Source organism: Pseudomonas sp. SWI36 (genome assembly GCF_002948105.1).
Lineage (GTDB): Bacteria > Pseudomonadota > Gammaproteobacteria > Pseudomonadales > Pseudomonadaceae > Aquipseudomonas > Aquipseudomonas alloputida.
Genome location: NZ_CP026675.1, coordinates 494,545 through 508,393, shown reverse-complemented (window position 1 = coordinate 508,393; position 13,849 = coordinate 494,545). Strand labels below are relative to the sequence as shown.

Annotated in this window: 9 protein-coding genes; 2 read left to right on the top strand and 7 right to left on the bottom strand. The window is 65.1% G+C overall.

Going from position 1 to position 13,849, the window contains the following annotated elements:
* Position 1: 1 nt before the first annotated feature.
* Entirely contained in the window at positions 2-955 is a 954-nt protein-coding gene (locus C4Q27_RS02590) for an alpha/beta hydrolase (protein WP_051101446.1), read from the top strand.
* A 203-nt stretch (positions 956-1,158) separates the two neighbouring features.
* On the opposite strand, the gene C4Q27_RS02585 is transcribed toward C4Q27_RS02590, so the two are convergent.
* The 6 genes from C4Q27_RS02585 to pvdM all read right to left on the bottom strand — a co-directional run bounded on the left by C4Q27_RS02585 (position 1,159) and on the right by pvdM (position 10,455).
* Positions 1,159-3,585, bottom strand: a complete 2,427-nt coding sequence (locus C4Q27_RS02585; protein ID WP_064493125.1) for a TonB-dependent siderophore receptor — start codon at positions 3,583-3,585, stop codon at positions 1,159-1,161.
* Between the two features lie 241 nt (positions 3,586-3,826).
* Positions 3,827-5,476, bottom strand: a complete 1,650-nt coding sequence (locus C4Q27_RS02580) for a cyclic peptide export ABC transporter (protein WP_064493126.1) — start codon at positions 5,474-5,476, stop codon at positions 3,827-3,829.
* A gap of 16 nt (positions 5,477-5,492) precedes the next feature.
* Positions 5,493-6,827 carry a lysine N(6)-hydroxylase/L-ornithine N(5)-oxygenase family protein gene (locus tag C4Q27_RS02575; RefSeq protein ID WP_064493127.1) on the bottom strand — a complete coding sequence of 445 codons (1,335 nt, stop codon included), beginning with the start codon at positions 6,825-6,827 and terminating at the stop codon, positions 5,493-5,495.
* Between the two features lie 115 nt (positions 6,828-6,942).
* Complete coding sequence (locus C4Q27_RS02570; protein WP_051101450.1) at positions 6,943-7,803, bottom strand: formylglycine-generating enzyme family protein; 861 nt, start codon at positions 7,801-7,803, stop codon at positions 6,943-6,945.
* Between the two features lie 14 nt (positions 7,804-7,817).
* Positions 7,818-9,092, bottom strand: coding sequence for an aminotransferase class V-fold PLP-dependent enzyme (locus C4Q27_RS02565; RefSeq protein ID WP_104886410.1), 1,275 nt, complete (start codon positions 9,090-9,092; stop codon positions 7,818-7,820).
* A 16-nt stretch (positions 9,093-9,108) separates the two neighbouring features.
* Positions 9,109-10,455 carry a pyoverdine-tailoring dipeptidase-like protein PvdM gene (gene pvdM, locus C4Q27_RS02560; protein WP_064493129.1) on the bottom strand — a complete coding sequence of 449 codons (1,347 nt, stop codon included), beginning with the start codon at positions 10,453-10,455 and terminating at the stop codon, positions 9,109-9,111.
* Between the two features lie 220 nt (positions 10,456-10,675).
* Here pvdM and C4Q27_RS02555 point away from each other — a divergent pair, with 220 nt between their 5' ends.
* Positions 10,676-12,304, top strand: coding sequence for a twin-arginine translocation signal domain-containing protein (locus tag C4Q27_RS02555; protein ID WP_064493130.1), 1,629 nt, complete (start codon positions 10,676-10,678; stop codon positions 12,302-12,304).
* 140 nt (positions 12,305-12,444) lie between these two features.
* Here the strand turns inward: C4Q27_RS02555 and C4Q27_RS02550 are convergent, their stop codons facing one another.
* The gene (locus C4Q27_RS02550; RefSeq protein WP_104886409.1) at positions 12,445-13,848 is read right to left on the bottom strand and encodes an efflux transporter outer membrane subunit; all 1,404 of its coding nucleotides are present in this window, start codon (positions 13,846-13,848) and stop codon (positions 12,445-12,447) included.
* Between the last annotated feature and the right edge of the window lies 1 nt (position 13,849).

Below are 13,849 nucleotides of genomic sequence, written 5' to 3'. Positions count from 1 at the left end.
CATGCCACTGAATCCTGAAATTGCCGAATTCCTCGACCTGGTCGACGCCAGCCCAGGCGATGGCCAGTCCATGGCCTTTCACCGCTCGACCCCCGCTCAGGCGCGCGACGCCTTCGAGCAGGCCTCCGTGCGCATGCGTTGGGAAGCGCCACAGGTTCACAGCGAGGACCTGCATTGCCAGGCTCGCGATGGCGCCACCCTGACGCTGCGTCTTTACCGGCCCTGCGCGCCTGCCGAGCAACCACTGCCGGTGCTGCTGTACCTGCACGGCGGTGGATTCGTGGTGGGCAGCATCGCCTCGCACGATGGTGTCTGTCGCGAGTTCTGCGCGCGCACCCCCTGCGCGGTGCTGACCGTCGATTACCGGCGCGCCCCGGAGCAACGCTTTCCGGTGGCGCTGGACGACTGCGCCGATGCCTTGGCGTGGCTGGCACACAACGCGCGCGAGTGGGGGCTGGATGCCAGCCGGGTGGCCGTGGGCGGCGACAGTGTCGGCGCGACCCTGGCCAGCGTGCTGGCGATCGACGCCGCCCACCTGGGTGGGCCTGTCCAGCCGCGGCTGCAATTGCTTTGCTATCCAGTGGCCGATGCCTCGAAGAGCTGGGAGTCGCGTACGCTGTTCGCCGAGGGCTACCTGCTGGAAAGCGCCACCCTGGAGTGGTTCTACGATCACTATGCGCGCCAGGCCGAGGACCGCTCGAACTGGCGTTTCTCGCCGCTGCTGGCCACCGGCTTGCAGGGCGTGGCGCCGGCATACATCGGCCTGGCAGGCTTCGATCCACTGCTAGATGAAGGGCAGGCCTATGCGCGTCACCTGCGCGAGCAGGGGGTGACGGTCAGCAGCGAAGTGTTCGAGGGGTTGGTGCACGACTTCCTGCGCATGCGCCTGGTCACGGCCGAGATCGACACGGTGTATGCGAGGTTGGCGCAGGTGCTGCGTGATGCCTTGAACTGATGTTTTGCACTGGATATCGAGGGCCGCTATGCGGCCCTTTTGCGTTGCCCCGCGGGCAAGCCCGCTCGTGCAGATGAGCACATGGCTTGAGAGTGACGGGGGGCTGTGGGGGCGGGCTTGCCCGCGAATAGGGGGGCGTTGCTGCGTGGGGTGTGGCGCCAGGCCCACGACCCAGGGCCTGGCGCCCTGGGTCGTGGTTGCGGTCAGAACTTGTACTGCACGCTGGTCATGAAGTTGCGGGGCGCGCCGTACACGCCCCAGCTGTCGACGTAGGAGAAGTACTTGCGGTCGAAGACGTTGTTGAGGTTGAGCGATGCGCTCAGGTTCTGGGTGATGTCGTAGCGCGCCATGAGGTTGGTCACGGCATAGCTGCCCTGGGTGAAGGTGTGCAGGTCCTGGCCGGTCTTGCTCTGCCAGTTCACGCCACCGCCGATGGTCAGCTTGTTGTCCAGAATGCCGGGCAGGCGATAGGTGGTGAAGGTCTTGGCGCTGTGACGGGGGTTGTTGGTGACGATGCGGTTGTCGTCGGAGTCGGTGCTGACGCTGTAGGCGTAGCCGGCGAACGCCTGCCAGCCCTCGGCCAGCTCGCCGTTGAGCTCCAGCTCCACGCCCTCGGTGGTGGTGCCCTGCTCGGCGCGGTAGATGTCCGGCGCACGCACATAGACGGGCAGGTTGTCCTGTTCGATGCGGAACAGCGCCAGGCTGGCGTTGAGTTTTTCGTCGTTGAAGCTGCCTTTCACGCCCAGCTCGTAACCGGTGCCTTCCTGTGGGTCGAGGGCCTTGAACTTCTCATCGTGCACGCCATAGGGCTGCGGGTTGAAGATCTTGGTGTAGCTGCCGTAGACCGACCAGGTGTCGTTGAGGTCGTAGACCACGCCGGCATAGGGCAGGAACACGCCGTGGCGGTTTTCGTCGCTCTTGTTGTCGAGCGTCGGATCGTTCCAGTTCTGGTAGTCGCTGGTGCGTCGCCAGTCGGTGACGCGACCGCCGAGAATCACGGCCAGGTCGTCGGTCACGTGGAAGCGACCGGTCATGTAGGCGGCGTACTGGTTTTCCTGGATGTAGGTCTTGCCGACGGTGGTGGTGTCTGGGCGCGGGCCCTGGCCTTTCCAGTCCCAGATATTGTCGATGGTGCCGTCATAGCCGGTCCAGGGACCGAACCAGCCACCGTGATCCGGGGTGTTTTCGGTGTAGCGGGACAGGGTGACGCCGGTGATCAGCTCATGCTCCTGACCGAACAGGGTGAACGGGCCGGTCAGGTAGGCGTCGAGGTTGTTCTGGCGAGGCTTGCCCGACCAGCGGTTGGGGTACATGTAGGCGCCGGAGCCGTCCACCGAACTGATCTCGCCGTTCATGTAGTTGATCAGCTCGTCGAAGTCCATGACGCTGTGGCTGAGCTCGACCTTTCCGCTCCAGCCGTTGTCGAACTGATGCTCGAGGGAGGTGAAGACATTGGTCTGTTTGCGGTCGTTGTACGACCAGGTCGGCGAACTGTTCTTCGAGCGGCTGAAGTCGGTCTTGCTGCCGTCGGCGTAGCGGACCTGGAAGCCGGTGCGCAGCGGGTCGTTGACCTGGGTCTTGAGGTAACTGAAACCGACGGTCAGCATGGTTGCTTCGCTGAGGTCGAACTCGGAGATGCCGTAGATCAGCTGCGTATCCTGCTCGAGGCGGTCGACGAAAGAGTTCTGGGTCTTGTAGTCGACCACCAGACGCCCGCGGACGTTGCCGCTGTCGGTCAGTGGGCCGGAGACGTCGAATCCGGTGCCGTAACGGTCCCAGCTGCCAGCTTCGGCGGTCACGCTGCCCTGGAAGGTCGCGGTCGGGCGCTTGCGGATCATGTTGATGGTCGCCGACGGGGTGCCGGTGCCGCTGATCAGGCCGGTGGCGCCACGCACGATCTCGACACGGTCGTACATCGCCGTGCTCTGGGTGGTGTTGTCCAGGCGAGGGGAGGTGGGAACACCGTCGATCTCGAAGTTGTTGATCTGGAAGCCGCGCGACCAGTAGGTGTCGTTCTCGGCGCCGATGCCGGTGCGGAGCACGGTGATGCCTGGGGTGGCCTCCAGCACCTCGGTCAGGTTGGTCAGCTTCTGGTCGTCCAGGCGCTGGCGGGTGACCACGGTGACCGATTGCGGGGTTTCCTTCTGGGTCAGGTTCAGGCGCGTCGAACTACTGGACATGTAGGTGGTGTACAGGCCGGAGCCTTCGGTGATCGAGCCCGGCGCCATGCCCGAAATCGAGGTCGGGCTCAGCTCCAGTGCGGCCTTGCCGGCATTGGGTGGCGGCATCAGCAGGATGGTGTGGCCGTCCACGCGGTAGGACAGGCCGCTGCCCTGGAGCATGCGCTGCAGCACCTCGTCGGTCGACAGCGAGCCGGATACCGGGCTGGACTTCAAACCTTGCACCAACTCTGGGCTGTAGAGGATCTGCATCTGAGTCTGCTGGCCCAGTTGCTGCAAGGCGGTGGACAGCGGCTGGGCGGCGATGTTGACGGAGACCTGCTCGGCGTGCGCTGCGCTGCTCCCCAGCAGCATCAGGGCGAGCAGGGCGCCCGGCAGTACCGTACGGTTCGACTGCGATGGACGTACGGCGCGTGCCAGAGGGGTCGGGGACAGATTCGGGCGGTGCATGGGTGAAAGGGGCTCCTGAAGGAAGTGGGCAGTTTTTCTTTTGGAATAATCAGTAACTGATAATTAGACGCATCACGGATTGAAAACCGGAAAAACAGAATCAACAATCTGTCCTTTGCGATTTATCTGATGAAAACCCCGAGCGGTAATGCTATGGCGTCGACTGTTCCAGCTTCCTTGCGGGCGGATCGCGGCGCCGTGCCCCGGACAGGCCGGGCCGTGCGCCGCGCTCGTGGAGTGGTCAGGCCGGGACGTGCTGGGTGACCACGCGACCGGCTTCCATGCGTACCAACTGGTCGGCGATATCGAAGTAGCGATCATCGTGGGAGATCACGATGATGGTCTTGCCCAGGCGCTTGAGGTCGGGCAGCAGCTCGGTGTAGAAGATCCGGCGGAAGGTCGGGTCCTGGTCGGCCGCCCACTCGTCGAACACCAGCACCGGGCGATGCTCCAGCCAGGCATTGATCAGCGCCAGGCGCTTGCGTTGCCCGGTGGACAGGTCGGTGGTGGTGAACTTGCCGTCCTGGATGCTCACCTTGTGTGAGATTTCCAGGCGTTCCAGGTACTGGTTGGCATCTTCGGGAATGCTCTGTTCACCCTGGATCACATCGTCGAACAGGTAGTAGTCGGCGAAGATCGTGGTGAACAGCTGGCGATACTGGTCCCTGTCGCTGGCATCGATGATCTTGTCATCCAGTGCGATATGCCCCTGTTGTGGTGCGTAGAGTCCCAGCAACAGCTTGATCAGCGTGGTCTTGCCACAGCCGTTCTCGCCGACGATGAAGACAATTTCGCCCTGTTCGATCCGCAGGTTGACCGGCCCTAGTTGGAAGGGCGCGGCATCGCCCACCGCTGGGAAGGTGTAGCTCACCTCGACCAGTTCCAGGCTGCGCACCGTGGCCTTGGCAGCCGGTGCGTCGGTCAGCAGCAGGTGCGGCTCGGGGGAGGAGAACTGCCGGGAAAGATCGGCGATGCGCTGGAAGGCGATGCCGGCACGGCCGACGATGGGCAGCGTGCCGATCAGGTGTTCCAGCGGGCCTTTCATGTACAGCAGCACCAGGACGAAGCCACTGATGACCGCTTTGTCCTGTCCAGGGCCGGCACCGTGCATCAGCAGCGCGACGCCGATGACCACGAAGAACAGCATGGAGCCGAAGGTCTTGGCGATCACGAAGGTGTTGATCGCGCGGATCTGGGTCTTGCAGATGAAATCCGCGGTGGCCTGGATGCCATGCACGAACATGCGGTGGCGACGTGGGCGGTGGATGCGCAGTTCCTTCGCGCCACCGGCGACGGCGTTGTACTGGCGTTGCAGGTCGTCCTCGGCGTCGCGGGCGGCCATGAAGCCACGCACGCCTACCGATTGCGCCAGGTACTGGGCGCTCGTGCCCACGGCGATGGCCGCCAGCATCAGCAGGAACATCGGCCATGACAGCATGGCCAGGTAGCCCAGGCAGCCCAAGGTCACCGTCAGCGAGATCGCCAGGGGCGCGAAGGCGAAGGCGAAGTCGCTGATGGTGTCGACATCATGGGTCAGTACCGGAATCAGACGGTGGCTGCGAAAGCGCTCGATCTGCTCGATCGGCGCGGCGAGCACCTTCTCCCCCAGTGTTTTACGCAGGCGGGCGATGATGTGCTGGCCGACATAGTTGGTACCGATATCCGACAGGATCGTGCTCACCAGTGCCAGCAGGCACAACCCGGCAAAGCCCAGGATCAGGCTGTGCCCCAGGTCGCCCTCGGCGTGCAGCGCGCCGTTGATGGTGGCCAACAGCGTGGTCACGCTCAGGCCCCCGATCATGCCGAGGAAGATGGACAGGGTGACGATCGGCCAGAATGGCCTGAGCAGGGCCAGCAATTCACGCAGGGCCCCGCGGTTGGAAGTGCTCATCGGCTGGTTCCCGTCCTCAGGCGCAGGTCTGGCGCAGGCTGGCCGGCGCGTTGCTGGCCTGCTTGCCCAGGTGCTGGTAGAGCGACTGGCCGATCTCCGCCGCGCGTGCCGGCAATACCGACAGCAGCGTGTCGCTCAGGCCGTGGGAGGCTTCGCAGAACCCTTGCAGGTAGACGTTGGCGCCGAACTCAGGGTTGGCCAGCGCGCGGTAGTCGCGGTCCACCTCGAAGTCCTTCAGGTGCTGCTGCAGTGGCGCCAGCAATTCGCGGTGCGAGCGGCGTTCGTAGCCGGTGGCGAGGATCACCGCGTCGTAGCGGTGGGTCTGGCGCACATCGGTGGCCAGGTCGCGCAAGGTCAGCTCGATGCCTGCGGCAGTTTCCACCACATCTTCGATGGTGCGGCGGCACAGTACGGCGTGGCGGTGCTGATGGGCGACCTTCTGGCGGTAAAGGATGCCGTAGATGCGCTCGAGCAGGTCGACGTCGACTACCGAGTAGTTGGTGTTGTGGTATTCGCTGACCAGCTTCTCGCGCTCGGCGTGGGGCTGGTTGAACACCAGGTCGGTGTACTCGGGGGCGAAGATCTCGTTGACGAACGGGCTGTCGTCGGCCGGTTTGAGGGCCGAGGCGCGCAGGATCATGTCGACCTTGACCGATGGATAGCTGTCATTGAGATCGATGAAGGCCTCGGCGGCGCTCTGCCCGGAGCCGACCACGGCGATGCGCATCGGCTTGCCTTCGTTGCAAGGCAGCTGCTGCAGTGCGCTCAGGTACTGGGAGTGGTGGAATACCCGCGGGTCGTTCTTGAAGGCGCGGAAGGCGTCGGGGATCTTCGGCGTGCCGCCGCTGCCGACCACCACCGAGCGGGCACGGCGCTGGGTTTCACGGCCCTGCGGGTCGCGGGAGACGATGCGCAGGTGGTCGACCTTGCCCTCGCGTAGCTCAGGTTCGATGCGCAGCACTTCCTCGCCGTACACCGCCTGGGTGGCGAAGTGCTCGGCGGCCCAGCGCAGGTAGTCGTTGTACTCCAGGCGGCAGGGGTAGAAGGTGCCCAGGTTGATGAAGTCGGCCAGGCGCTGCTTCTGGTGCAGGTAGTTCACGAAGCTGTAGGGGCTGGTAGGGTTGCGCAGCGAAACCAGGTCCTTGAGGAAGGAGATCTGTAGCTCACTCTGGGTGGCCAGGGTGTTGCCGTGCCAGCGGTAGTCGGTCTGCTTGTCGATGAACAGGGCGTCGAGGGCGTGGCCGTTGGTCTCGGCGAGCTCTTCCAGGGCGATGGCCAGGGCCAGGTTGGAAGGGCCGAGGCCGACGCCGATGAGGTCGTGGATTTTTTCGGGGGAAGAGGTCTGGCTCATGGTTGCGGTTCCTTGGATGGTCGAGTGGGACGCCGCTGAAGGGCGCCCCGTGTCCTGCGCAAGTACACCGATAGGAACGAGCCTGCTGGCGGAGAATTTACCGCCGCCGGGCGCTTTACAGCTCGCGGACCACGCGGAATCCGATCCAGTCGCCACGGTCGTCGCGCACAGTGGTGTTGCGGTTGCCCGAGCGCGAGAAGATCGGCGCCTCGCCCCAGTCGTTGCCGCGGATCGAGATCTGCCGGCAGTCGGCTTCCTTCCTGGCGCTGCCGTCGGCCGGCGCGCCGACATAGCTGTCGTGGTAACAGTCGGCGACCCACTCGTAGACGTTGCCGTGCATGTCGTACACGCCGAAGGCATTGGCCGGGAAACTGCCCACCGGTGAGCTGTAGCTGAAGCCGTCCTTGGGGCCGTAGACGTTGGCGTTCTTGCTGATCTCGAGATTGGCGTCCGGCTCGAACGGGAACATGCCGGTGCTGCCGCCGCGTGCGGCGTATTCGCGCTGGGCTTCGCTGACCATGGCGTAGTGCTTGCCGGTCTTCTTCGACAGCCAGGCCACATAGTGCTCGATGTCTTCGTAGCTCATGCACACCGCCGGCTGGCGAGGGCCTTGCTGGTAGCTGGGCTTGCTGTTGGTGCAGCGCCGTCCGGGACGATCGTCGCCGTCGGCGATGACGATGCCGGTGGCCTTCTGGTAGTCGGCCCATTCACCGGCGGTGATCTGGAAACGGCTGATGGCGAACGGTTTGGCGAAGGTCACCGGATGCTGCGGACCTTCGTCGTCCTGGCGGCCCATCTCGTCGGGCGGGGTGCCCATGGTGAAGGTGCCGGCGGGCAGCACGACCATTTCCGGGCAGGTCTTGTCGCAGTCGCGGAACACCGTGCCGGGCTTGTCCGACGGCTGCGCGGCCAGGGCCGGCAGGCTGCAGGCGGCCAGCACGGCGGCCAGGGTGAGGCGGTGCAGAGGTGCGCTCATGGAAGATGCCTTGTTCAAAGTTGCTGGGTAATGAGGGACATGGCCCGGTCTATCTGCTGCTCGTCGTTGAGCAGGCTTGGCGCCAGGCGGATCACCGGGCCGACGTCGCGATATACGGCGTCGCACATCACCTTGTTGGTGGTGAGGTGCGCGGCGACGGCGTCGGCGTCACGATCCTTGATGCGGAAGAAGGTGAAACCGGCGGAGAACTGTTCGCTGCGTGGGGTCACCAGCTGGATCTGGCGGTGCTCGAGCAGGCGCTGTTTGAGCAGGCTGTTGAGCTGGTGGATGCGCTGCTGCACCTCGGCCTTGCCCAACTGCAGGTGCAGCTTGAACGCTTCGCCGGCGGCCCAGCGGTGCTCGAAGGCGTGGTAGCCGCCCGGGGTCATGATGGTGGCGAAGTCCTCATCGCGGGAGAAGGTGGCGACGCTGGGCACCAGGTGCTGCATGCCGGTGGAGGCGGCGCAGATGATCCCGGTGCCGCGCGGGCCGAACATCCACTTGTGGGTACCGGCGATGAAGTAGTCGCAGTTGAAGTCGGCGAAGCGGGCGTTCTCCACGCCGAAGCCATGCACGCCGTCGACCACATACAGGATGCGCTCGGCTTCGCTGCGCTCGCGGTTGTGTCGGCGCACCAGTTCACCGATCTCGCCCACCGGCAGCTTGACGCCGCTGCCAGAGTGCACCCAGGTCATGCCCAGCACCCGGGTGTTGGGCTTGATGGCCTTGTCGAGGGTGCTCAGCACCTGGTCGGTGGAGACCGTCCATGGGTCGTCGAACAGGCGGATCTGGCGCACCGCGGTGCCCTGGCGCTGGTTGCGGAACTCCAGCGCCTTCTGCGCGGAATAGTGTTCGTGCTCGGTAATCAGGATCTCCTGCCCGGCGCCGACTTTGAGGCCGCCATAGATCATCGCCAGGCCTTCGGTGGTGCTGCCGGTCAGGGCGATCTGGCGCGGGCCGACCTCCAGGTAGCGTGCGGCCCACTCGCGTACTTCATCCTCGCGCTGCCATTCGTACTGGCTTTCCCAGTCCATCAGCGCGGCGGGGTTGCGGTCGAGGTCGGCGCGGTGGCGGTCGATGGCGGCCTGCACCGGGCGTGGGTGGGCGGTGACCAGGAAGTTGGCGAAGTGCGCCACGTTGGGGGCGAGGGGGAACAGCTCACGCAGGTTGCGCCATTTGTCGGCGCCGCTCAGCGGCTTGTCGGGGCTATCGGCCAGGGCCTGGGGCAGCAGCGGCAGGCTGGCGGCCAGCAGGCCAGCCTGCTTGAGAAAGGTGCGACGGTTGCTCATGGAAGACAGGCTCGACTCAACGGTTGGCGACGGGGTGGGCGGCTTTCTGCACTTGCTCCCAGACGCGCAGGAAGTTGCCTGCCCAGAGTTTCGCGATGTCCGTTTCGCTGTAGCCTCGGGTCAGCAGCTCGGCGGTGACGTTGCGGATTTCGCCGACGTTGTTCCAACCGTCCAGGCCGCCGCCGTCGTTGAAATCCGAGCTGATGCCGACATGGTCGATGCCGACTTTCTTCACCGTATAGTCGATGGCGTCGACGTACTGCGCGAGAGTAGCCTTGGGTTCTTCTTCCAGAGTGCTGTACAGCGCGCTTGCGTATTCGCCGAAACGCGCTTCGGGCCAGATGGCGATCACCGCATCGCCCGGCATCAGGGCGTTGGCCAGGCCCTGCAGGGGTTGCAGGTCGAAGCGCGCGCGCAGAGCGTCGAGTTTTTCCATCACCGGCTTGCTCAGGGGCTTGAGGTACTGGCCGAAGCCGACCACCTGGATGACACCGCCGCTGTCCTTGATCAACTGCATCTCCTTGTCGGAGAGGTTGCGAGGGATGTCTACCAGCGCCCGGGGCGCGGAGTGCGAGGCGACCATTGGTGCGCGGGTAAGGCGGGCGACATCTTCAAGCGCCAGGGTGGACATCTGCGATACGTCGATGATCACGCCCAGATCGTTGAGGCGCTTGACCGCCTGCTCACCCAGCGGCGACAGGCCACCGAGGGCATCGGCGGTGTCGTTGAAGAACGGCAGTGGGCGCGAGGAATCGGCCCAGTCGTTGTTGCCTGTGTAGCTGAAGCCGAACATGCGCATGCCGCGCGCAGCCCACAAGTCCAGCTGCGACAGGTCGTGGCCCAGTGGGTAGGCGTTGAGCATGCTGATGAAGATGGCGAACTTGCCTTCGCCATTGAGCCGGCGGAAGTCATCGGGGGTGTAGGCGATGCCGACCTGGTTGGGAAAGTCCCGGACCATCCCGCTGATGATCTTGTAGCGAGCTTCCTGTTCCTGCCGGGCGGCATCGACGAAGCCGGGGGTAGGGCGGTGCGGGGCGTTTGGGCCGTTCCAGATTTCCGGCCAGCCGAAGATGGTCAGCGCCGCACCGGACAGGCGACCACGGTTGGCCTTGACCAGGTCGAACTGGCCCGGGCCGTCCTTGTCGATTTCGTGGCCGGCGCTGCCCAGTTCGAGGGGCACGGTGACATGGCTGTCGAACGACAGCATGTGCTCGTGCAGGTCGTTGGCCTGTTGCACGATTTTCAGCGGGTAGCCGGCGTGCTGCTGTTGCCAGAAGAAATAGCCGGCGGCACCCCCCAGGGCGGCCACCAGGGCCAGGGGTAGGCCGATGTACAGGGCCTTGCGGGAACGGGTCTTGGTCATTGCCATCTCGTTGCACGATTGATCGGGGCGGCCTGCCGACATGAAGCGTGCTGCTTGGGCAGGGCTTGGGTATCAGGTGAACGAGCGACGGCCGGGCAAATTTATCGCCAGCTTCGAACCAGGCGGAGTCACGCCTGGCGCTAAATTTCGCCGGTGGCGCAACGTTTTAGCCTTGGACGGGCCGTGCTCCACGGCCGCAATGAATGCTCAGGTAGTTGCAATGACGATTTCTCGACGCGGGTTCATCGCCGGTGTGGCATTGGCAGGCGTGGCGGTGCCCGGCGCGATGTATGCGCAGCACGTGCAACGCCAGCGGTTTGACGAGCAGTTTCCGGAAACCCCCGGCGAGGCGGTGGTGGAACTGGCCGACGCGGCGCTGCAGCAATTGGGCGACACCTTGCGCGGTATCTGGCGTTTTACCCTGCAAGGGGAAGATGCCGGGCTGCCCGGCCTGCCTGAGGGTGAGTTGGAAATGTTTCTCGATGTTGCCCCAAGTGGCCGCGGCCTGCGTGGTTACCTGGACACGCCTGAGCGCCTGCGTGGCTCCGAGGAGCCACGTTACCGAGTGCTTGGTGACCTGCTGGTGGATACGAACAGGGCCTTGCGTTGGCGGCTGTTTCCTACCTGGCCGGGGGAAGACCAGGCGGGCTACCAGTGCACGGTGGTGCTCGACGAAGTCTGGGGTGGGTTCGGTAATGCCGGGCAGGCCACCCTGAATGGGCGCATCGCGGCGCTGGGGCGTTCGTTGACCCTACCCGTGCAGGACAACAAATTTCTTGCGCTCAAGCGCAGTTTCCCCGAGGCACGCGAGCGCACGCCTTTGTCCTCGGCCTTGCTGGCTTGGCTGATTGCGCCGGAGCACCGTCTGTTCCACCAGTTGTGGCATGCCTCGCGTGACAAGTGGCACAACCTCGACAAGGACAAGCAGGCGGCCCTACGCGGCTTGGGTTGGCAGCCTGGGCCGCGCGACCAGGAGCGTGACGCCCGTGGCCGGCACAAGGATCGCAATGGCTCGGGCGAGGACTTTTTCTTCATGCACCGACACATGCTGCGTGCCGCTCGGGCCATCCAGGACCTGCCGTCATGGGCGCGTTTCCCACTCCCGCAGCCAGAGCTCGAACGCGACCGCGTCGGCTTCGCCAGCTATTTCGACAACCATGACGGTACGGCCTTGCCACCCACCTGGCTGGCTTCGGACGATGCCGCCTATACCCAGTGGGTGCGCGATATCAAGACGCCGGATACCTTCCACGGTAACTTCCAGGTCTGGGAGTCGAGGTACACCGACCCGCATTACCTGAGCACCCTCACCCTAGGGCAGTTCGGTTCGCAGATGGAGTTGGGCCTTCACGATTGGTTGCACATGCGCTGGGCCTCGGTGCCGCGCGACCCGTCCAGCGGCTTGCCGGTGCCGTTCGCGCGCCAGCCGGAGGACTTTGCCGCACGCTGGTTCGAAGCGGAAAACGACTTTCTCGGCGACCCGTTCTCGTCCCATGTAAACCCGGTGTTCTGGCACTTCCATGGTTGGATCGATGACCGTATCGAAGATTGGTTCCGCGCCCATGAGCGTGCGCATCCCGGCCAGGTGCGGCGCACCGAGGTCAACGGTGTACCGTGGTTCGCGCCGGGGCGTTGGGTAGAGGTAGCCGACCCATGGCTGGGGCCGGATACCCATGGCTGTTCGACTGTGCCGGGGCTGCGGCCGGGCCGCAGTGTGGAGATGGACCCAGAGACCATGAAGCTGGCGCTGCGTATCATCTTCGCTGATGACGACCTGTTTGCCAGCTTGCGGCCGAAGGTGCCGCAGCGGCCCTGGTATGCCCGCAACCTGAAACTGGCGCGGCGCTGACACCGTGCGGGTTCAGCCTAATGCCAGTGTTAGGTAATCTTGGGCCGCTTTGCGGCCCATCGCCGGCAAGCCAGCTCCCACAGGAATGGCGTAATTACCTGTGGGAGATCACCCAGCCCCTTGACGCTATCTGACAGGCATCAGCGCTCGACCTGCCAGCCACCTCCCAATGCCTTGTACAACGCTACGCTGCCCTGCAGCCGAGCCAGGTGCAGTTGCGCCTGTTGGTCCTGGGCGACATACAGCGTGCGCTGGGTTTCCAGCACGGTCAGCAACGTCTCGGCGCCGGCGCTGTAGCGCTGCTGTGCAAGGTCGAAGGCGGTGCGGGCTTCCTGTACCTCCTGGTCCTGCCACTGCTGCTGGCGGTCTACGCCATGGATCGCATTGAGCGCTTTTTCCACGTCGGCGAAGCCTGCCAGGATTGCGGTGCGATAGTCGTGCAGCAGCTCTTCCTGTTCGGCACTGGCCAGTTCGCGTTCGGCGCGCAGGCGGCCGTTGTTGAAGATGGGTGCGACAATGCCGGCAGTCAGGGTATAGAAGGGGCTGTCGAGAATATCGCCGAAGGTCCGTGCACCGCTGCCCAGGTCCGCTCCCAGGGTCAGCTTGGGCAACATGGCGGCCCTCGCCACTTGTACGTTGGCGCTGGCGGCGGCCAGTCGGGCCTCGGCGGCGGCAATGTCGGGGCGCCGGCCGAGCAGGTCGCTGGGGACGCCGCTGCCGATCGCCGGCCAGCGCAGGGCGCCGATCGATTCGTTGGTGTCCGGCAATGCCTGCACCGGATCACCGAGCAAGGTGGCGAGGGTGACCCGGTTGTCCTGCCATTGCTGCTCCAGCAGGGGCACCTGGCGCTCTTGTGCCGCCACCAGGCTGCGTTGCTGCGCCAGCTCCAGTCGTGTGGCCGAGCCAGAACGCTGGCGTGCCTCGACCAGGCCCAGCACGTCCCGGGCGTTTTTGAGGTTGAGGCGAGCGATACGCAGCTGTTCCTCCAGAGCCAGGCCCTGTAGGTAGCTATCGGCGATGGCGCTGGTCAGGGTCAGCTCCACCGTCTGGCGATCGAAGCGGCTGGCGTCCAGGCCATGCAGGGCGCTGTCGCGGGCGGCGCGGATGCCGCCCCAGAAATCGACCTCGTAGCTGGCGCTCAAGCGTGTGCCGAGTGAGGTACTGGTGCGCTCGCTGCTGCTGGCGTCGAGTTGGTCGTTGCCGTCGCCGCGCAACAGGCGCTGACGGCTGCCGTCCAGGCCGAACGTCAGTTCCGGCAGCAGCGGAGCGCCGGCGATCACGGCTTGGGTTTGGGCCTGGCGCACCCGTGCCGCGGCGGCGGCCAGGTCGTGGCTGTTGTGCCGGGCGCGTTCGATCAGGCGGTCCAGCTCGCGGCTGGCGAAGGCTTGCCACCAATGGGCATCCGGCAGGGTCTGGCTGGGAGCGTCGGCACGGGATTGCCAGGTTGGCGGCGCGGCAATACCGGCCTCGGGGGCGGGCGGTGTGCTGCAGGCGGCCAGGGCCAGGCTGAGGGTCAACAGGCTGATGCGGCTTGGCAATGTCATG

Coding starts and splice junctions, on each gene's coding strand:
- C4Q27_RS02590 (WP_051101446.1), top strand. CDS start 2: ATGCCACTGAATCCTGAAATTGCCGAATTCCTCGACCTGGTCGACGCC.
- C4Q27_RS02585 (WP_064493125.1), bottom strand. CDS start 3,585: ATGCACCGCCCGAATCTGTCCCCGACCCCTCTGGCACGCGCCGTACGT.
- C4Q27_RS02580 (WP_064493126.1), bottom strand. CDS start 5,476: ATGAGCACTTCCAACCGCGGGGCCCTGCGTGAATTGCTGGCCCTGCTC.
- C4Q27_RS02575 (WP_064493127.1), bottom strand. CDS start 6,827: ATGAGCCAGACCTCTTCCCCCGAAAAAATCCACGACCTCATCGGCGTC.
- C4Q27_RS02570 (WP_051101450.1), bottom strand. CDS start 7,803: ATGAGCGCACCTCTGCACCGCCTCACCCTGGCCGCCGTGCTGGCCGCC.
- C4Q27_RS02565 (WP_104886410.1), bottom strand. CDS start 9,092: ATGAGCAACCGTCGCACCTTTCTCAAGCAGGCTGGCCTGCTGGCCGCC.
- pvdM (WP_064493129.1), bottom strand. CDS start 10,455: ATGACCAAGACCCGTTCCCGCAAGGCCCTGTACATCGGCCTACCCCTG.
- C4Q27_RS02555 (WP_064493130.1), top strand. CDS start 10,676: ATGACGATTTCTCGACGCGGGTTCATCGCCGGTGTGGCATTGGCAGGC.
- C4Q27_RS02550 (WP_104886409.1), bottom strand. CDS start 13,848: ATGACATTGCCAAGCCGCATCAGCCTGTTGACCCTCAGCCTGGCCCTG.